This window comes from uncultured Roseobacter sp. (genome assembly GCF_947495275.1).
Classification (GTDB): domain Bacteria; phylum Pseudomonadota; class Alphaproteobacteria; order Rhodobacterales; family Rhodobacteraceae; genus Roseobacter.
This window is the reverse complement of record NZ_CANLYL010000007.1, coordinates 24,633-41,340: the sequence shown is the minus strand read 5'-3', so window position 1 is coordinate 41,340 and position 16,708 is coordinate 24,633. Positions and strand designations below refer to the sequence as shown.

Below are 16,708 nucleotides of genomic sequence, written 5' to 3'. Positions count from 1 at the left end.
TGTTGAAAGGAAAAAGGGCGATGGACGCCAAAGAATTGCATGACAAAACGCCTGACCAGCTGCGTGAAGAGCTGGCCAATCTGAAGAAAGCCTCCTTCAACCTGCGCTTCCAGCAAGCAACAGGCCAGTTGGAGAACCCTGCACAAATCCGCAAGGCCCGCCGTGACGCGGCACGTGTGAAGACTGTGTTGAACCAAAAAGCAGCAGCCGCTGCAGCATCTGAATAAGGAGAGCCCTCATGCCAAAGCGTATCCTGCAGGGCGTCGTCACTTCTGATGCCAACGCACAAACCGTTACCGTGTCCGTCGAGCGCCGCTTTACGCACCCGGTTCTGAAAAAAACCATCCGTAAGTCCAAGAAATACCGGGCGCACGATGAGAAGAACACGTTCAAGGTGGGCGACAGCGTCCGCATCATCGAATGTGCACCAAAGTCGAAAACCAAACGTTGGGAAGTGCTCGAAGCCGCTGAGGCCTGAGCACCAACCGCTTAATCGAAACCCTGGGGATAAAGGCCACGCATCGGCCCCCCAAAGGTCGGGAGAAACCAAATGATCCAGATGCAGACCAACCTGGATGTTGCTGACAACAGCGGCGCGCGCCGTGTTCAGTGCATCAAGGTTCTGGGTGGTTCCAAGCGTAAATACGCCTCCGTCGGCGACATCATTGTCGTCTCGGTGAAGGAAGCCATCCCCCGCGGTCGTGTAAAGAAGGGTGACGTCCGCAAGGCCGTTGTCGTTCGCACCGCCAAAGAAGTTCGCCGCGAAGACGGCACCGCGATCCGCTTTGATCGCAACGCCGCTGTCATTCTCAACAACAACAACGAGCCGATCGGTACACGTATCTTTGGCCCGGTTGTGCGTGAGTTGCGCGCGAAAAACTTCATGAAAATCATCTCGCTCGCTCCGGAGGTGCTGTAATCATGGCTGCTAAGCTGAAAAAAGGTGACAAGGTCATCGTGCTGGCCGGCAAGGACAAGGGCAAGACAGGCACCATTTCGTCTGTGGATCCGAAGTCGAACAAGGCCATCGTCGACGGCGTGAACATCTCCATTCGCGCCACACGCCAGTCGCAGGAAAGCCAGGGGGGCCGTATCCCCAAGGCGATGCCGCTGGATTTGTCCAACCTCGCAATCGTGGATGCCAACGGCAAAGCCACACGCGTGGGCTTCAAGATGGACGGCGACAAGAAAGTACGCTTTGCCAAAACCACGGGGGACGTGATCGATGCTTGATAGTGCAACATACACACCCCGCCTGAAGGCCGCCTATGCGGAGACCATCCGCCCGGCGATGAAAGAAGAGTTCGGCTACAAGAACGACATGCAGATCCCGCGTCTGGACAAGATTGTCCTGAACATTGGCTGCGGTGCCGAGGCCGTGCGTGACAGCAAGAAAGCCAAATCGGCGCAGGAAGATCTGACGCTGATTGCAGGCCAGAAGGCGCTGACCACAACGGCCAAGAAATCCATCGCGGGTTTCCGGGTGCGTGAAGATATGCCGATGGGCGCGAAAGTGACCCTGCGCGGCGACCGCATGTATGAATTCCTCGATCGTCTGGTCACGATTGCTCTGCCCCGCGTCCGCGACTTCCGCGGCGTATCGGGCAAATCTTTCGATGGACGTGGCAACTACGCCATGGGCCTCAAAGAGCACCTTGTGTTCCCGGAGATCAATTTCGACAAGATCGACGAGAATTGGGGAATGGACATCGTGATCGCCACAACGGCGGAAACCGACGCTGAAGCAAAGAGCCTGTTGAAAGCTTTCAACATGCCTTTCAACAGCTGATCGGGAGGGAATAGACATGGCTAAAAAATCTATGATCGAACGCGAGAAGAAGCGCGAACGTCTGGTGGCGAAATACGCCGAGAAACGTGCCGCTTTGAAAGAGATCGTGAATGACGAAAGCAAGCCGATGGAAGAGCGTTTCCGCGCCTCCCTGAAGCTGGCGAAACTGCCGCGCAACTCCAGCGCTGTGCGTCTGCACAACCGCTGCCAGCTGACGGGCCGTCCTCACGCCTACTATCGCAAACTGAAAATTTCGCGGATCGCGCTGCGGGACCTTGGCTCGAACGGCCAGATCCCCGGCATGGTCAAGTCGAGCTGGTAAGGAGCGCATCAGATGAACGATCCTATCGCAGATATGTTGACACGCATCCGGAACTCTTCGATGCGCGGCAAATCCACCGTCCACACGCCTGCTTCCAAGCTGCGTGCCTGGGTGCTGGATGTGCTGGCGGACGAGGGCTACATCCGTGGTTATGAAAAAACCACCGGTGCCGACGGCCACCCGGCCATCGAGATCAGCCTCAAATACTACGAAGGCGAACCTGTCATTCGCGAATTGAAGCGGGTCTCCAAACCCGGTCGCCGCGTCTACATGGGCGTCAATGACATCCCCGTTGTCCGTCAGGGCCTGGGCGTGTCGATTGTCTCCACCCCCAAGGGTGTGATGTCTGACCAAGCAGCACGCAGCGCCAACGTTGGTGGCGAAGTGCTCTGCACCGTCTTCTAAGGAGGGGCTCATGTCTCGTATTGGTAAAAAACCGGTCGACCTGCCCAGCGGTGTTTCCGCCTCCGTCAGCGGTCAGACCATCGAAGTGAAAGGCCCCAAGGGCACGCGTTCGTTCAGTGCAACAGACGATGTGGATCTGAAGGTCGAAGACAACGTCATCACTGTTGTGCCGCGTGGCAAGTCCAAGCGCGCCCGTCAGCAGTGGGGCATGTCCCGGACGCAGGTCCAGAACTGTGTGACCGGCGTCACCGAAGGGTTCAAGAAAGAGCTGGAGATCCAGGGTGTGGGTTACCGGGCGCAGATGCAGGGCAACACCCTGAAGCTGAACCTCGGCCTCAGCCACGACGTGGATTACACAGCACCCGAGGGTGTGACAGTAACCGCTCCGAAACAAACCGAGATTGTGGTGGAAGGCATTGACGAACAGCTTGTTGGTCAGGTTGCCGCGAACATCCGCGCGTGGCGTAAGCCCGAGCCCTACAAAGGCAAAGGCATCCGCTACAAGGGCGAGTTCATCTTCCGCAAAGAAGGCAAGAAGAAGTAAGGACGCAAGACATGGCAAACAGCAAAAGACAACTGTTCTTGAAGCGCCGCCTGCGCGTTCGGAACAAACTCCGCAAGGTCAACGCAGGTCGCGTGCGCCTTTCGGTTCACCGCTCGAACAAGAACATCTCCGTTCAATTGATCGACGATGTGGCTGGCAAAACACTCGCCGCCGCCTCGACGCTTGAAAAGGATTTGGGTGTTGTGGGCAAAAACAACATCGAAGCGGCCACCAAGGTCGGGGCTGAAATCGCGAAACGTGCGAAAAAAGCCGGTGTTGAAGAAGCCTATTTCGATCGTGGCGGGTTCCTCTTTCACGGCAAGGTCAAGGCCGTTGCCGACGCCGCCCGCGAAGGTGGTCTGAAGATCTAAGAGCTGAAGGTCGCCCCCTGCGGGCGACCTCGATGATCCGGGGGCTTTTGCCCACCTGGATTGAGACAAACGGGCGCTCCGCTTTAAACCGGGCCCAGATAAAAGGATGTTCTCAATGGCAGAACGTGAAAACCGTCGCGGCAGAGGCCGTGATCGTGACGAAGCACCGGAATTCGCCGACCGTCTGGTCGCGATCAACCGCGTGTCCAAAACCGTAAAAGGTGGTAAGCGCTTTGGCTTCGCAGCCCTCGTGGTTGTGGGTGACCAGAAGGGCCGTGTGGGCTTTGGCAAAGGGAAAGCGAAAGAGGTCCCCGAGGCCATCCGCAAAGCCACAGAGCAGGCCAAGCGCCAGATGATCCGCGTGCAGCTGCGCGAAGGTCGGACGCTGCACCACGACATGGAAGGCCGTCACGGCGCCGGTAAAGTGGTCATGCGCACCGCCCCTGAGGGTACGGGTATTATTGCCGGTGGTCCGATGCGTGCTGTGTTCGAAATGCTGGGCGTCAAGGACGTTGTGTCCAAATCCATCGGCTCGCAGAACCCCTACAACATGATCCGCGCCACCATGGACGGATTGCGGAAAGAAAGCTCGCCACGGTCGGTCGCGCAGCGTCGCGGCAAGAAAGTGGCTGACATTCTGCCCAAGCGTGAAGACGCCGTGGACACATCCGCGCAAGTGGCTGAGGAGGCATGAGCATGGCCAAGACAATCGTTGTGAAACAGATCGGTTCCCCGATCCGCCGCCCCGCCAAACAGCGCGCCACGCTGATCGGCCTGGGCCTGAACAAAATGCACAAAACCCGCGAGCTGGAAGACACGCCCAGCGTACGCGGCATGATCAACTCGATCAGCCACATGGTCGAGATCGTGGAAGAGCGCGACTAAGCTTTTCGGAGAATTGATATTGAAAGCGCCTCGCAGGAAACTGCGGGGCGCTTTTTCATTTTGAGTTTCTAAAGTGTGAGTGGAAAATCTTGCAAACCTGCAACGCGGTTACGTTGTGTACGTCTACTTCCAAGCCGAACACTCTTATTTCTAACCTTTGTTTTAGACCAGTCTTTAAGTATCTAAACTCGCTCCCATCGCTTAAATGCAGTTCACTGAACCAATGTATCGATGGCCAAAGTTCTGGCAATTCGCGACCTATGGTTTCGTTGTCATAGATGCCGAATTCTTCCTCATTGTTTTTGTCAATTGAGTGCAAGTACCCTTCAACTTTTTCGCGATGCACATCTCTTGCCCGACGCAAAGTTGTTTTCCAAAAGATCCGAACGTGGTGCTCCAAATGCTTTATAACTGGCGCAGAACAAGATCCTCGCTTCGCATCTTGATATAGCTTAGCTATATCGTGACCAAAGTTTCGAACATCTTCATCACTTTTACCGCATTTCAAGTAGAGAGCCTTGAGATTTAACTCCAGCGCATGAGCCAAAAGAAAATCGACTGGCGCATGAAAACGAACATTCAGCTCCTTGGTATTGATACCGTCAATGAGATACTCGGCGCTGTCTGCGTACGACTTTGCAAAGTTGGCAAAACCTATCGGGTTTATTGGTTCATCTGTCATCGAACAAAACCATAAAGCGCGTGCGCACATTTCACTACCAAGTTTATCCTTCCGCAACCAGTCCGTGATCCCCGATCACGGGCAGCGCCCGACCGCCCCCATGGGCGGGCGCTTCGCACCCGGGGGTGAACCCCGCTGCGGCCTCAATCGCTCCACCGGAGCGATTGCAAGACGGCCTTCGCCCCGCGGTCGGGCGCTGCCCTTCCGTTGGGAGCAAACTGACCCTTGATCCATGCTCAAAGGGCGTCTATACGCCCACGATCACCCCAAGGGTGATCATAGAATCGAAACGCCGTGTTTGCCCGCTCCCGTCGCTGGGGGGTACATCCGGCCAAAGGAGAAGCGACAATGAAACTGAATGAACTGTCTGACAACGCAGGCGCCACCAAGAAACGCAAGCGCGTCGGTCGTGGCCCGGGTTCCGGCACCGGTAAAATGGGTGGCCGGGGTATCAAAGGTCAGAAATCCCGCTCGGGCGTGGCGATCAACGGGTACGAAGGCGGGCAGATGCCGCTCTACCAACGCCTGCCAAAACGTGGCTTCAACAAGCCAAACCGCAAATCATACGCAGTTGTGAACCTGGGCCTGATCCAGAAATTCATCGACGCCAAGAAGATCGACGCCAAGAAAGCGATCACCGAGGATGTGCTGATCGAAAGCGGCCTTGTGCGCCGTAAACTGGACGGTATTCGCGTCCTGGCAAAGGGCGACGTGACCGGCAAGCTGACCATTGAAGTCACCGGCGCGTCCAAATCTGCCATTGATGCGGTGGCCAAAGCGGGCGGTTCGCTGACCGTGGCAGCACCGGCGGCGGCAGAAGCGGAAGCTTAAGCACTAGGATTGGACTTGTGGGCGGCGTCCGCGCCGCTTACATAAGTCTTCGAGTTTTCCTTCACGCCGCCCGCCGGAAAACGGCCCGGGCGGCGTGTCCGTATCGAAAGAGAGCCCTTCATGGTATCTGCCGTTGAGAACATGGCCGCCAACACCAGCTGGTCCGCGCTGGGTAAAGCGACGGACCTGCGCAATCGCATCCTTTTCACCCTTGGTCTGCTGATCGTCTACCGGCTGGGCACCTTTATCCCGGTGCCGGGCATCGACGGCGTCGCCCTGCGCGAGTTCATGGAGCAGGCGGGGCAGGGCATCGGTGGCATGGTCAGCATGTTTACCGGCGGCGCGCTGGGGCGGATGGGCATCTTTGCCCTGGGCATCATGCCCTATATCTCGGCCTCGATCATCGTGCAGCTTCTGACCTCGATGGTGCCGCAACTGGAACAGTTGAAGAAAGAGGGCGAGCAGGGGCGCAAGAAGATCAACCAATATACGCGTTTCGGCACCGTGGCGCTGGCGACGTTGCAGGCCTACGGGTTGGCGGTATCGCTTGAAGCGGGCGATATCGTGACCGATCCGGGCCTCTTTTTCCGCATGTCCTGCCTGATCACGCTGGTCGGCGGCACCATGTTCCTGATGTGGCTGGGCGAACAGATCACAGCGCGCGGCATCGGCAACGGGATTTCCCTGATCATCTTTGTGGGCATTATTGCCGAGGTTCCGGCCGCCATTGCGCAGTTCTTCAGCCAGGGCCGTTCCGGCGCGATCAGCCCCGCCGTGATCATCGGCGTGCTGCTGATGGTGATCGGCACAATCATGTTCGTGGTCTTCATGGAACGTGCGCTGCGCAAGATCCACATCCAGTATCCGCGCCGCCAGGTCGGCATGAAGGTCTATGACGGCGGTTCCAGCCACCTGCCAGTCAAGGTCAACCCCGCGGGCGTGATCCCGGCGATCTTTGCTTCCTCGCTGCTGCTGCTGCCGGTCACGATCAGCACGTTTTCGGGCAATTCCACCAATCCGGTGATGTCCTGGCTGCTGGCCAACTTTGGCCCTGGTCAGCCGATGTATCTGCTGTTCTTTGTCGCGATGATCGTGTTCTTTGCCTATTTCTATACGTTCAACGTATCGTTCAAACCCGATGACGTGGCAGACAATCTGAAAAACCAGAACGGCTTTGTCCCCGGTATTCGTCCCGGCAAGAAGACTTCCGAATATCTGGAATATGTGGTCAATCGCGTGTTGGTTCTGGGCTCTGGCTATCTGGCGGCTGTCTGCCTCTTGCCGGAAATCCTGCGCGGCCAGTTTGCGATCCCGTTCTATTTTGGCGGCACCTCCGTGCTGATCGTGGTCTCTGTGACCATGGACACGATCCAGCAGGTGCAAAGCCACCTTCTGGCGCACCAATACGAAGGTCTGCTTGAGAAATCCCAGCTGCGCGGTAAAACCGGCGGTAAACCACGCAAGAAACGGAGTCCTGTCCGCCGATGAACATTATTCTGCTTGGGCCTCCGGGGGCCGGTAAAGGGACGCAGGCGCGTCACCTCGTTGAGACGCGCGGCATGGTGCAGTTGAGCACAGGCGATATGCTGCGCGAGGCCAAGGATTCAGGCACGGAAATGGGTAAGGTGGTCGCCGACGTGATGGCGCGCGGCGCGCTGGTCACCGATGAGATTGTGATCGGCCTCATTCGCGAAAAGCTGGAGACGGTCAAAGCCAACGGTTTCATCTTTGACGGCTTCCCACGCACGCTGGCACAGGCCGACGCGCTGGGAGAGTTGCTGGAGGCGGAAGGCGAAACGTTGGACGCTGTCATCGAGATGCGCGTGGACGACGAAGCGCTGGTGGCGCGCATTGTTGCCCGGTCAACCTGCGGCATGTGCGGTGAAGTCTACAACGACAACACCAAGCCGATCCCGGCGGATGGCAAATGCACCAACTGCGGCGGCACCGAATTCAAGCGCCGTGCGGATGACAATGAGGAAAGCCTCAAGACCCGTCTGATGGAATACTACAAACAGACTTCGCCGCTGATCGGCTATTACTACGCCAAGGGGCTGCTGGCCCGCGTGGACGGGTTGGGCGCGATTGAGGCGGTGCAGGGTGAGATCAAGGCCGTTCTTGACGCCTGAGATACACAGGCACACAGCGGTAACCTACACGTGTCAGACCGTTGTCACCGCGGGGCGGCGTGCTTCAAGAATTGCCGCGAGCTTTTCCCGCGCAGTCGGAATAAGGGCCTTGGCGTTCTCTTCTGATTTCGCGGCCCGTGCCGCAGCGTTTGCGGCACGGATTTCGATGCCTGCGGCAGCCTGAATATCGCTCCGGTATGATTTGTCGCGCGCGTGGGTCACAGCCACGGTTGCTTCGACGCCAGCATTGACAACCGCCTGCGAGGCGCGGCGCGCGTAGCCCACGTTGTCAGCATCCTCATCCGGCGAGATCGTCGTAGCATCAATGCCGAGAACAATTTCCAACACTCTAACGCCTTCCTGCGCGTCCTCGTGGCACCATTCTGCCTCCTGCGCGTCAATCTCTTCGGGCAGACGCATCCGCGCGGCGAGCTCAGGCGACTCTTCCAACAGTTTTTTAAAGAAGTCCCGGTTCTTTTTCGATGCGTTCCCAGCCCCCACTGCCGCGATTGCCACTTCCAGTGCCGCAATGTCCGAGGGTGCCATCATCTCCTTCACTGCCGCCCCACGGGATGGGTGGTAGCCTTCATAAGCGCCATCAGCGCTGCCAAAGTTTTCGAACAGGATGGTGCCCGCAGGGGCGGGACCGGCGACCATGTCCTCGGCATTCGGCAATTTTGCGATGACCCAAGGGTGCGTGTCGCTGTTCCATAGCCTGACTGACGCCCATTCGTTAAAATCATCGAGCCCGTCATGTGTACCCGCCTTGACCTCTGCTGCGTGCGTTGCTTCAGCAAGCGCAATATCGATGTTGTAACGTTCGATCATACCATGCCCGCCCCGTTCGTCTTCGGGGCCAGCAACGTGAGTGGTGCGAATGCGCCCATCATCGAAATAGACGCTGCCGATCTTGTCGCCGTCCATGCTGAGAATAGCGGGGACGGGGGCCGGCGGGTCTTCTCCTTCCCGCTGAATGACCGCGCTGGCGCGCCGTTGCAGGGTTTGCAAGGCGCTGACGGCAGGACTTTGGTCTGCCGTGAGCTGAAGCGCGGCCAATGTGCCTGAAGCCGGGGTGCGGCCGTGCGCCTGACTGGGTTGCGCTGCGTGGTCCGAGGCGATAGCAGGCTGGCGGGGACGGGCGGTTTTCATGCCGGAAATTCCGATTTCAAGAGTGCTTCGGATCACACTACCTTGGGTGGTATTTCTCGTCCAGCGCTGCGGCGCGGCAGTCTGGGTTTCGCTCTCTTTCCACCTGCCCGCCCTGACGGGTTGACGCCATCTTAAAAAGCCCATAACACGCGATATCTCTAATGAGAATCAAATCGCAAGGCAGGTCGCTCCTGCGGCGCGAGATCACCTGATCAGCTGACGCCCGATGCCGTAATACGCCTCGGGCTTACGTTGTGAAAAAAGGGTCTGGAACTACGGACCCGCAACGAAAAGGAATATGACACGTGGCACGTATTGCCGGCGTAAACATCCCGACTGCAAAGCGGGTTCCCATCGCCCTCACATATATCACCGGTATCGGCAACGCCTCCGCAAAAGCCATTTGCGAAGCGGTTGGTATCGACGCATCCCGCCGGGTCAATGAGCTTTCCGACGCCGAAGTTCTTTCGGTGCGCGAGCACATCGACGCCAACTACACCGTCGAAGGTGACCTGCGGCGCGACACGCAGATGAACATCAAGCGCCTGATGGACCTTGGTTGCTACCGTGGCCTGCGCCACCGTCGTAACCTGCCGGTCCGCGGTCAGCGCACCCATACCAACGCTCGTACCCGCAAAGGCCCCGCAAAGGCCATTGCCGGCAAGAAGAAATAAGGGAGGGTCTGACCAATGGCACGTGACAGAGTACGCGTTAAGAAAAAGGCCAGCAAGAACATCGCCGCAGGTGTGGCGCATGTGAACAGCTCCTTCAACAACACCAAGATCCTGATCTCCGATGTGCAGGGCAATGCGATCAGCTGGTCGTCTGCGGGCACCATGGGGTTCAAGGGCTCGCGGAAATCCACACCTTACGCGGCCCAGATGGCTGCCGAGGATGCGGGACGCAAAGCACAAGAACACGGCGTGAAAACGCTGGAAGTTGAAGTGCAGGGTCCGGGTTCCGGTCGTGAAAGCGCCCTGCGCGCGTTGGCCGCTGCGGGCTTCAACATCACGTCGATCCGTGATGTGACGCCGATGGCGCACAACGGCTGCCGTCCGCCGAAGCGCCGCCGCGTCTAAGCTGACTTTGACTATCGGGGCTGCGGGAATTCTCGCGGCCCCCATCCGCTTTTTTGAAACCTCGAGAGTCTTGGCCTTTCGGACATGGGGCTTAGACAGGAATGGAGGGACGCATGATCCACAAGAATTGGGCTGAACTGATCAAGCCGCAACAACTGGACGTTAAACCGGGTAACGATCCGGCACGTCAGGCCGTCGTCATGGCAGAACCGCTGGAGCGCGGCTTTGGTCTGACCATGGGCAACGCGCTGCGCCGCGTGCTGATGAGCTCGCTGCAAGGGGCGGCGATCACATCCGTGCAGATCGACAACGTGCTGCACGAGTTTTCCTCCGTTGCCGGTGTGCGTGAAGACGTGACCGACATCATCCTGAACCTCAAGGGTGTGTCCCTGCGCATGGAAGTCGAAGGGCCGAAGCGTCTGTCGATCTCCGCCAAGGGTCCGGGCGTCGTGACAGCGGGCGATATTTCCGAATCCGCGGGCATCGAAGTGCTGAACCGCGAGCATGTGATCTGCCACCTCGACGATGGCGCGGACCTCTACATGGAGCTGACCGTCAATCAGGGCAAAGGCTACGTCTCGGCAGAGAAAAACAAGCCCGAAGACGCCCCCATCGGTCTGATCCCGATTGATGCGATCTACTCGCCGGTCAAAAAAGTGTCTTATGACGTGCAACCGACCCGTGAAGGTCAGGTGCTTGACTATGACAAGCTGACCATGAAGGTGGAAACCGACGGCTCGATCACGCCGGATGACGCGGTGGCCTTTGCTGCGCGTATCCTGCAGGATCAACTGGGCATCTTCGTCAACTTCGAAGAGCCTGAATCCGCATCTCGCGCGGATGAGGACGACGGCCTGGAATTCAACCCGCTGCTTCTGAAGAAAGTGGACGAGTTGGAGCTTTCGGTGCGTTCCGCGAACTGCCTGAAGAACGACAACATCGTCTACATCGGTGATCTGATCCAGAAGACCGAAGCGGAAATGCTGCGCACGCCGAACTTTGGTCGGAAATCCCTGAACGAGATCAAGGAAGTGCTTTCGGGCATGGGCCTGCACCTCGGCATGGATGTCGAAGACTGGCCGCCAGACAACATCGAAGATCTGGCCAAGAAATTCGAGGACTCCTTCTAAGGGGTCTTCAATCATGCCCGCGTCTGGCGGGGACAATCAGGGCCAGATGGCCCCAAGGAGAGTCGGGTGACACGCATCACCCGGCCAGACAAAGCAAAACCGCCCGTAGAGGGCATGTTAGGAGATAGAAAATGCGTCACGCACGTGGATACCGCCGCCTGAACCGCACACATGAGCACCGCAAGGCGCTCTGGGCAAACATGGCCGGCTCGCTCATCGAACATGAGCAGATCAAGACAACCTTGCCAAAAGCCAAGGAACTGCGCCCGATCATCGAAAAAATGATCACACTGGCGAAACGCGGCGATTTGCACGCGCGCCGTCAGGCCGCCGCCAAGCTGAAGCAGGACCAGTATGTTGCCAAACTGTTTGACGTGCTGGGCCCCCGCTATAAGGACCGTCAGGGTGGTTATGTGCGGGTTCTGAAAGCCGGATTCCGCTATGGCGACATGGCACCCATGGCGATCATCGAATTCGTGGACCGGGACCGCGATGCCAAAGGGGCGTCGGACAAGGCGCGCCTTGCAGCGGAAGAAGCCGCAGAAGAATAAAGCTTGCGCATAGAGCGCTTGCGTTTGACCCTCGTCCCTCACGGGATGAGGGTTTTTTTGTGCCTTCGGTCAGCAGGTCTGCCCGGGTATCAGCGTAAAGCCCAGATCGACGCATCCATCGGGTAGGGCCTCCTGCGCCTGATCAGAGACCAGAAACCGCCCGGCCTGCAGCCCGATCTCATAACGGGGTGTCTCTACCGTTGTGAGTTGCAGCGGCAGAGCGTTCAGAAACGGAAGGCCGTTGAACCCGGCAAGAGCGAGCGTTCCGGGAACGTCGATGCCGTTACTGAGACAATGCATGAGGCCGCCCGCCGCAAGATCGTCACTCGCGTAATAAATCGCGTCAGGCTGGTCGGCGCGCGACAGGATGTCGGCGGTGAGACGCCGCCCCTCGACCATTGAGGACGGGGCGGTGCTGACGTCTTCGGAGATCATCACGGCCCCTGCGTCGCGCAGGGTTTGCCGAAACCCTTCAAGTCGCTTGACGGCCCGCAGGTCCTGACCGTTCTGGCTGCCGGCATAGGCGAACCGGCGATGGCCCTTGCCCAGCAAATGCCGCGCGGTGTGCTGGCCGGCGGCCTTTTGCGACAGGCCAAAGGCGCATTCCATTGCGGGGCCGTCCACATCCATGATTTCGGCGACCCGCACGCCGGACGCCCGGATTGCCTGTCGTGTCGTCTCAGAATGTTCAAGCCCGGTCAGAACGATGCCCGAGGGCCGCCAGGACAGCAGATCGCGGACCAGGGTTTCTTCGCGAGTTTCAGAATACTCGGTCAGCCCGAAGACCGGGCGATACCCGTTTTGGGTCAAAGCGTCGGTGATGCCGCTGAGCACATCGGTGAAGACGGTATTGCCCAGGGTCGGGAGGACCACGGCGATTAGCGGGGTCTGCTCGGAACGCAACCCGCGCGCCAGCCGGTTCTGCACATATCCGATGTCGCGGGCGGCGGCGAGGACCTTGTCGCGCACTTTCTCAGAGATGTAACCCTTGCTGCTCATCACGCGGGATACGGTCATCTGACTGACACCGGCGTGCCGGGCCACATCTTCCATTGTTGGGCGTGCTGGTTTGCCGTCACTCACCCGTGTCGCTCCTGATACGAATCGCTTGACTTATGTTTACGTAAACATACATATATAACCGATATGTTTACGTAAACATATTCTATTCTGATCCTCGAAAGAGACTGGCTGGACGCCAAACAGAGCAAAGGACAAGGTGATGACCAGAAAAACCGCGGTGATCGGTCTGGGGTCCATGGGATATGGTATCGCGCAGTCGCTGCTGCGCGCAGGTCACACCACCTATGGCTATGATATTGCGCCAGACACGCAGGCAAGACTACAGGCGGAGGGCGGCGCGGCGGGTGAGTTGCACGCCGTTGCCGGAGCGTTGGATGCGGTTGTGATCGTGGTGTTGAATGCCGTGCAGACCGAAGAGGTCCTCTTTGGCGCAGAAGGGGTCGCGGGACACCTCAAACCGGGTGCTGTCGTGATGGCCTGCGCCACGGTGGCACCTGAGTTTGCCCGCGATATGGCCGGACGCTGCGCGGCAGCGGGCCTGCATTATCTTGATGCGCCCATTTCGGGCGGTGCGGCAAAAGCGGCGCAAGGTGCGTTGAGCGTCATGGCATCGGGAAGTGCGGCGGCTTTCGATGCGGCGCGCCCGGTTCTGGAGGCCACCGCAGCCACGGTTTTTGAACTCGGTGACCAACCCGGTGCTGGCTCGGCGATGAAGGCCGTCAATCAATTGCTCGCCGGGGTTCATATTGCCGCGATGGCGGAGGCGCTGACCTTCGGGATGACCCAAGGGGTGACGCCGGATAAATTCGTTGAGGTCATCAGCAAATGTGCGGGCACGTCCTGGATGCTGGAAAACCGGGCTCCGCACATCGTGGCCGGTGATTACACGCCGCATTCATCGGTCGACATCTGGCCCAAAGATCTGGGGATCGTGCTGGATATCGCGAAGTCGGCCAAATTTGGTGCTCCCCTGACGGCAGCGGCCTTGCAGCAGTTTCTGGCGGCATCGGGCTCGGGGCTGGGTCGCGAAGATGATGCCGCAGTAGCCAAGGTCTACGCCCGCAATGCGGGCCTAACCCTTCCCGGAGACGCCTGATGCTGTTGGGGTGTATCGGAGATGATTTCACGGGCTCGTCTGATCTGGCCAATACGCTGTCGAAACAGGGGATGCGCGTGGTACAATACACCGGCGTTCCTGAATCCCCTGCCGCGGAGGATGTCGACGCCGGGGTCGTCGCCCTGAAATCACGCTCGATCGACCCTGCCGAGGCGGTCCGTCACTCTCTGGCTGCTTTGGAATGGCTGCGCGCGCAGGGCTGTGTGCAGATATTTTTTAAATATTGCTCGACCTTCGATTCCACACCCGAAGGGAACATCGGTCCGGTTGCGGATGCGTTGATCGAAGCGCTGGGGGCCGAAAAGGTGATCGTCTGCCCCGCATTTCCGGGCACCGGTCGGTCAATCTATCAAGGCCACCTGTTTGTGGCTGACAGATTGCTGAATGAAAGCGGCATGCAGAACCACCCGCTGACCCCGATGACAGACCCCGACATCCGCCGTTGGCTGGCCCCGCAAACCCGCCATGCGGTGGGCCATGTGGGGGCGGGGGCCGTTCTGGCCGGGGCGGCATCGATCAAAGATGCCTTGCAGGCGGAACATATGGCGGGCAAACGCCTCATCGTTGTGGATGCTCTGCGCGATGCGGACCTGATGGAAATTGGCGCGGCGGCTGACGGTTTGCCGCTGATCACCGGCGGATCAGGTGTGGCATTGGGGCTGCCGCAGAATTTTGCCCGGCGCGGCATGATGGTTCCGCGCGCCACGACCTGGCGGGGCGAGGCTGGAAAATGCGTGGCCTTGTCCGGGTCCTGCTCGAGGGCGACACGGGCCCAGGTTGCCGCACATCGCACATCGCACCCGTCGTTTGAGATCAGCGCCGCAGAGGTGATCACGCAGCAACTGTCGCCGGAAACCGTGACCAACTGGGCGCTGACATCGGAGGGCATCCCTTTGGTCTACAGTTCCGCTGACCCCGAAAGCATCGCAGAAGTGCAACGGCAGTTCGGGCGCGAGAACGCCGCACAGGCGCTGGAGGCCTTTTTCGCAGACGTGGCGCGCCTGCTGGTGGCTGCCGGCGTTCCGAAAATCCTGACCGCAGGGGGCGAAACCTCTGGTGCGGTGGTCGAGGGGCTGCGCCTGACGACGTTGGAAATCGGACCGGAGATTGACCCCGGCGTGCCAGCACTGCGGGCAGGTAACGGCTTGGTTGTTGCCCTCAAATCGGGAAACTTCGGGGCCGAGGATTATTTTGCAAAGGCGGCGGCCGTGCTGGGGGCAGGCACATGACAGAAGCGGCGCTGCGCGAGTTGATCTGCCTTTTGGCCAAGTCAATGTTTAACCGGGGACTGACGGGCGGGTCTACCGGCAACATATCGGCGCGTACGGAGGATGGCGGGCTGCTGGTCTCGCCCACAGGCACCAGTTTCGGGCGACTTGATCCGGCGCGTCTGTCGCGGTTCGATGCGTCAGGACGGCTCATCGAAGGCGACCCACCCACCAAGGAAATGCCGCTGCACGCGGCTTTCTATGACACGCGTAGCACGGCGGGCGCTGTGGTGCATTTGCATTCCTGCCACGCGGTGGCCCTGTCGTTGATGCCTGATGCGGATGCGGATGATTTTCTACCGCCGCTCACGCCCTATGCGATCATGAAACTGGGAAAAGTGGCGCTGTTGCCCTTCTTCAGACCGGGCGATCCGGCCATGGGGCAGGCGGTGCGCGGGCTTGCGGGCAAGCGGAGTGCTGTGATGCTGGCCAATCATGGCCCGGTCGTGGCTGGCAAAGACGTGGAGGCGGCCTGCAATGCTATCGAAGAGCTGGAAGACACCGCGCGGCTGGCGATGATGATGCGGGGGATTGAGAGCCGCCAGCTCACACCCGCGCAGATCGGCGATCTGGTGACCCATTTCGATGTGGAGTGGGACGCATGACCCAATTCTCGGCGAATCTTGGTTTTCTCTGGGCGGAACTGCCCTTGCCTGATGCCATTCATGCGGCCAAGGTCGCGGGGTTTGACGCGGTGGAATGCCATTGGCCCTATGATGTGCCTGCACGTCTGGTAAAGGCAGCGCTGGAGGAGACCGGGCTGACGATGCTGGGGCTCAACACCAGACGTGGCGACCTTGAGGCGGGGGAAAACGGGTTGGCCGCGTTGCCGGACCGGGTTGCACAAGCCCGTGCCGCAATAGACGAGGCGCTGGCCTATGCCGGTGCGATTGACGCGCGCCGTATTCATGTCATGGCGGGTTATGCAACCGGATCTGAGGCGCATGACACTTTCATCGCCAATCTGCGCTACGCTTGTGATGGCGCGCGCGAAAACGGGGTCACAATCCTGATCGAACCCCTGAACCGCTACGACGCGCCCGGGTATTTTCTGACCTCGACCGATCAGGCCCAGGCGATCATTGCGGAGGTGGACGCGCCCAATCTGGCGCTGATGTTCGATTGCTATCATGTGCAACTGATGGAGGGCGATCTCAGCCACCGGCTGGCCGATCTGATGCCCGTGATCGGACATATCCAGATTGCATCGGTTCCGGATCGGGGTGCGCCCGATCATGGCGAGGTCAACTATGCGCATATCTTCCGGGTGCTGTCTGATCTGGGGTATGGCGCACCGCTGGGCGCTGAATACAAACCCGGCGGTCCCACAGCGCAGACACTTGGTTGGATGGCGGCGGCGCGTTAAGAACGGGCCGAGACCTGACCCATGCGCCAGCGTGCCCGAGAGGTCATCATGACGATTTCAAATCACC

24 protein-coding genes and 1 pseudogene are annotated in these 16,708 nt (G+C 59.2%); 22 read left to right on the top strand and 3 right to left on the bottom strand.

Annotation, left to right across the window (positions count from 1 at the left end):
• The first annotated feature begins 20 nt into the window (after positions 1-20).
• The 11 genes from rpmC to rpmD all read left to right on the top strand — a co-directional run bounded on the left by rpmC (position 21) and on the right by rpmD (position 4,316).
• Positions 21-227: a 50S ribosomal protein L29 gene (gene rpmC, locus Q0802_RS13810; RefSeq protein ID WP_298919267.1), complete on the top strand. Its 207-nt coding sequence runs from the start codon at positions 21-23 to the stop codon at positions 225-227.
• A gap of 11 nt (positions 228-238) precedes the next feature.
• The gene (gene rpsQ / locus Q0802_RS13805; protein WP_298919265.1) at positions 239-478 is read left to right on the top strand and encodes a 30S ribosomal protein S17; all 240 of its coding nucleotides are present in this window, start codon (positions 239-241) and stop codon (positions 476-478) included.
• 72 nt (positions 479-550) lie between these two features.
• Positions 551-919, top strand: coding sequence for a 50S ribosomal protein L14 (gene rplN / locus Q0802_RS13800; protein WP_011567679.1), 369 nt, complete (start codon positions 551-553; stop codon positions 917-919).
• Positions 920-921: 2 nt separating this feature from the next.
• Positions 922-1,233 (top strand): 50S ribosomal protein L24, encoded by a 312-nt coding sequence (gene rplX, locus Q0802_RS13795; protein ID WP_298919263.1) that lies wholly within the window; start codon positions 922-924, stop codon positions 1,231-1,233.
• On the top strand, positions 1,226-1,789 hold the full coding sequence (gene rplE / locus Q0802_RS13790; RefSeq protein WP_298919261.1) for a 50S ribosomal protein L5: 564 nt from the start codon (positions 1,226-1,228) through the stop codon (positions 1,787-1,789). The genes rplX and rplE overlap by 8 nt, the downstream gene beginning before the upstream one ends.
• 16 nt (positions 1,790-1,805) lie before the next feature.
• Positions 1,806-2,111: a 30S ribosomal protein S14 gene (gene rpsN, locus Q0802_RS13785; RefSeq protein WP_298919259.1), complete on the top strand. Its 306-nt coding sequence runs from the start codon at positions 1,806-1,808 to the stop codon at positions 2,109-2,111.
• Between the two features lie 12 nt (positions 2,112-2,123).
• Positions 2,124-2,516, top strand: coding sequence for a 30S ribosomal protein S8 (gene rpsH, locus Q0802_RS13780; RefSeq protein WP_195819744.1), 393 nt, complete (start codon positions 2,124-2,126; stop codon positions 2,514-2,516).
• A gap of 10 nt (positions 2,517-2,526) precedes the next feature.
• Positions 2,527-3,060: a 50S ribosomal protein L6 gene (gene rplF / locus Q0802_RS13775; protein WP_298919257.1), complete on the top strand. Its 534-nt coding sequence runs from the start codon at positions 2,527-2,529 to the stop codon at positions 3,058-3,060.
• A gap of 11 nt (positions 3,061-3,071) precedes the next feature.
• The gene (gene rplR / locus Q0802_RS13770) at positions 3,072-3,431 is read left to right on the top strand and encodes a 50S ribosomal protein L18 (RefSeq protein WP_298919255.1); all 360 of its coding nucleotides are present in this window, start codon (positions 3,072-3,074) and stop codon (positions 3,429-3,431) included.
• A gap of 115 nt (positions 3,432-3,546) precedes the next feature.
• Positions 3,547-4,125, top strand: a complete 579-nt coding sequence (gene rpsE, locus Q0802_RS13765; protein ID WP_298919253.1) for a 30S ribosomal protein S5 — start codon at positions 3,547-3,549, stop codon at positions 4,123-4,125.
• Between the two features lie 2 nt (positions 4,126-4,127).
• A complete protein-coding gene (gene rpmD, locus Q0802_RS13760) occupies positions 4,128-4,316 on the top strand; it encodes a 50S ribosomal protein L30 (RefSeq protein WP_298919251.1) in 189 nt (62 codons plus the stop codon).
• A gap of 55 nt (positions 4,317-4,371) precedes the next feature.
• Here the strand turns inward: rpmD and Q0802_RS13755 are convergent, their stop codons facing one another.
• The gene (locus Q0802_RS13755) at positions 4,372-4,998 is read right to left on the bottom strand and encodes a hypothetical protein (RefSeq protein ID WP_298919249.1); all 627 of its coding nucleotides are present in this window, start codon (positions 4,996-4,998) and stop codon (positions 4,372-4,374) included.
• A gap of 348 nt (positions 4,999-5,346) precedes the next feature.
• Here Q0802_RS13755 and rplO point away from each other — a divergent pair, with 348 nt between their 5' ends.
• The 3 genes from rplO (at position 5,347) to Q0802_RS13740 (ending at position 7,958) form a co-directional block, all read left to right on the top strand.
• A complete protein-coding gene (gene rplO, locus Q0802_RS13750; protein ID WP_298919247.1) occupies positions 5,347-5,829 on the top strand; it encodes a 50S ribosomal protein L15 in 483 nt (160 codons plus the stop codon).
• A gap of 120 nt (positions 5,830-5,949) precedes the next feature.
• Entirely contained in the window at positions 5,950-7,317 is a 1,368-nt protein-coding gene (gene secY / locus Q0802_RS13745; RefSeq protein ID WP_298919245.1) for a preprotein translocase subunit SecY, read from the top strand.
• Positions 7,314-7,958 (top strand): adenylate kinase, encoded by a 645-nt coding sequence (locus tag Q0802_RS13740; RefSeq protein ID WP_298919243.1) that lies wholly within the window; start codon positions 7,314-7,316, stop codon positions 7,956-7,958. Before secY ends, Q0802_RS13740 begins: the two co-directional genes overlap by 4 nt.
• Before the next feature lie 33 nt (positions 7,959-7,991).
• On the opposite strand, the gene Q0802_RS13735 is transcribed toward Q0802_RS13740, so the two are convergent.
• Positions 7,992-9,107 (bottom strand): hypothetical protein, encoded by a 1,116-nt coding sequence (locus Q0802_RS13735; RefSeq protein WP_298919241.1) that lies wholly within the window; start codon positions 9,105-9,107, stop codon positions 7,992-7,994.
• 305 nt (positions 9,108-9,412) lie between these two features.
• Between Q0802_RS13735 and rpsM the strand changes: the two genes are divergently transcribed.
• From rpsM to rplQ, 4 genes are all read left to right on the top strand, one after another.
• Positions 9,413-9,781, top strand: a complete 369-nt coding sequence (gene rpsM, locus Q0802_RS13730; protein WP_298919239.1) for a 30S ribosomal protein S13 — start codon at positions 9,413-9,415, stop codon at positions 9,779-9,781.
• Positions 9,782-9,796: 15 nt separating this feature from the next.
• Entirely contained in the window at positions 9,797-10,186 is a 390-nt protein-coding gene (rpsK, locus tag Q0802_RS13725) for a 30S ribosomal protein S11 (protein ID WP_159974560.1), read from the top strand.
• Positions 10,187-10,299: 113 nt separating this feature from the next.
• Positions 10,300-11,316, top strand: a complete 1,017-nt coding sequence (locus Q0802_RS13720; RefSeq protein ID WP_298919236.1) for a DNA-directed RNA polymerase subunit alpha — start codon at positions 10,300-10,302, stop codon at positions 11,314-11,316.
• Positions 11,317-11,447: 131 nt separating this feature from the next.
• Positions 11,448-11,867, top strand: a complete 420-nt coding sequence (gene rplQ / locus Q0802_RS13715) for a 50S ribosomal protein L17 (protein WP_298919234.1) — start codon at positions 11,448-11,450, stop codon at positions 11,865-11,867.
• 69 nt (positions 11,868-11,936) lie between these two features.
• On the opposite strand, the gene Q0802_RS13710 is transcribed toward rplQ, so the two are convergent.
• Positions 11,937-12,950: a LacI family DNA-binding transcriptional regulator gene (locus Q0802_RS13710; RefSeq protein ID WP_298919232.1), complete on the bottom strand. Its 1,014-nt coding sequence runs from the start codon at positions 12,948-12,950 to the stop codon at positions 11,937-11,939.
• A gap of 109 nt (positions 12,951-13,059) precedes the next feature.
• Here Q0802_RS13710 and ltnD point away from each other — a divergent pair.
• From ltnD to Q0802_RS13690, 4 genes and pseudogenes are all read left to right on the top strand, one after another.
• Positions 13,060-13,986 (top strand): annotated as a pseudogene (ltnD, locus tag Q0802_RS13705) (L-threonate dehydrogenase); the annotation flags it as partial.
• Positions 13,986-15,236 carry a 3-oxo-tetronate kinase gene (otnK, locus tag Q0802_RS13700; protein WP_298919229.1) on the top strand — a complete coding sequence of 417 codons (1,251 nt, stop codon included), beginning with the start codon at positions 13,986-13,988 and terminating at the stop codon, positions 15,234-15,236. The pseudogene ltnD and the gene otnK, both read left to right, overlap by 1 nt.
• The gene (locus tag Q0802_RS13695; RefSeq protein ID WP_298919227.1) at positions 15,233-15,880 is read left to right on the top strand and encodes an aldolase; all 648 of its coding nucleotides are present in this window, start codon (positions 15,233-15,235) and stop codon (positions 15,878-15,880) included. Before otnK ends, Q0802_RS13695 begins: the two co-directional genes overlap by 4 nt.
• Positions 15,877-16,641 carry a TIM barrel protein gene (locus Q0802_RS13690; protein ID WP_298919225.1) on the top strand — a complete coding sequence of 255 codons (765 nt, stop codon included), beginning with the start codon at positions 15,877-15,879 and terminating at the stop codon, positions 16,639-16,641. The genes Q0802_RS13695 and Q0802_RS13690 overlap by 4 nt, the downstream gene beginning before the upstream one ends.
• Positions 16,642-16,708 lie beyond the last annotated feature (67 nt).

Coding starts and splice junctions, on each gene's coding strand:
- rpmC (WP_298919267.1), top strand. CDS start 21: ATGGACGCCAAAGAATTGCATGACAAAACGCCTGACCAGCTGCGTGAA.
- rpsQ (WP_298919265.1), top strand. CDS start 239: ATGCCAAAGCGTATCCTGCAGGGCGTCGTCACTTCTGATGCCAACGCA.
- rplN (WP_011567679.1), top strand. CDS start 551: ATGATCCAGATGCAGACCAACCTGGATGTTGCTGACAACAGCGGCGCG.
- rplX (WP_298919263.1), top strand. CDS start 922: ATGGCTGCTAAGCTGAAAAAAGGTGACAAGGTCATCGTGCTGGCCGGC.
- rplE (WP_298919261.1), top strand. CDS start 1,226: ATGCTTGATAGTGCAACATACACACCCCGCCTGAAGGCCGCCTATGCG.
- rpsN (WP_298919259.1), top strand. CDS start 1,806: ATGGCTAAAAAATCTATGATCGAACGCGAGAAGAAGCGCGAACGTCTG.
- rpsH (WP_195819744.1), top strand. CDS start 2,124: ATGAACGATCCTATCGCAGATATGTTGACACGCATCCGGAACTCTTCG.
- rplF (WP_298919257.1), top strand. CDS start 2,527: ATGTCTCGTATTGGTAAAAAACCGGTCGACCTGCCCAGCGGTGTTTCC.
- rplR (WP_298919255.1), top strand. CDS start 3,072: ATGGCAAACAGCAAAAGACAACTGTTCTTGAAGCGCCGCCTGCGCGTT.
- rpsE (WP_298919253.1), top strand. CDS start 3,547: ATGGCAGAACGTGAAAACCGTCGCGGCAGAGGCCGTGATCGTGACGAA.
- rpmD (WP_298919251.1), top strand. CDS start 4,128: ATGGCCAAGACAATCGTTGTGAAACAGATCGGTTCCCCGATCCGCCGC.
- Q0802_RS13755 (WP_298919249.1), bottom strand. CDS start 4,998: ATGACAGATGAACCAATAAACCCGATAGGTTTTGCCAACTTTGCAAAG.
- rplO (WP_298919247.1), top strand. CDS start 5,347: ATGAAACTGAATGAACTGTCTGACAACGCAGGCGCCACCAAGAAACGC.
- secY (WP_298919245.1), top strand. CDS start 5,950: ATGGTATCTGCCGTTGAGAACATGGCCGCCAACACCAGCTGGTCCGCG.
- Q0802_RS13740 (WP_298919243.1), top strand. CDS start 7,314: ATGAACATTATTCTGCTTGGGCCTCCGGGGGCCGGTAAAGGGACGCAG.
- Q0802_RS13735 (WP_298919241.1), bottom strand. CDS start 9,107: ATGAAAACCGCCCGTCCCCGCCAGCCTGCTATCGCCTCGGACCACGCA.
- rpsK (WP_159974560.1), top strand. CDS start 9,797: ATGGCACGTGACAGAGTACGCGTTAAGAAAAAGGCCAGCAAGAACATC.
- Q0802_RS13720 (WP_298919236.1), top strand. CDS start 10,300: ATGATCCACAAGAATTGGGCTGAACTGATCAAGCCGCAACAACTGGAC.
- rplQ (WP_298919234.1), top strand. CDS start 11,448: ATGCGTCACGCACGTGGATACCGCCGCCTGAACCGCACACATGAGCAC.
- otnK (WP_298919229.1), top strand. CDS start 13,986: ATGCTGTTGGGGTGTATCGGAGATGATTTCACGGGCTCGTCTGATCTG.
- Q0802_RS13695 (WP_298919227.1), top strand. CDS start 15,233: ATGACAGAAGCGGCGCTGCGCGAGTTGATCTGCCTTTTGGCCAAGTCA.
- Q0802_RS13690 (WP_298919225.1), top strand. CDS start 15,877: ATGACCCAATTCTCGGCGAATCTTGGTTTTCTCTGGGCGGAACTGCCC.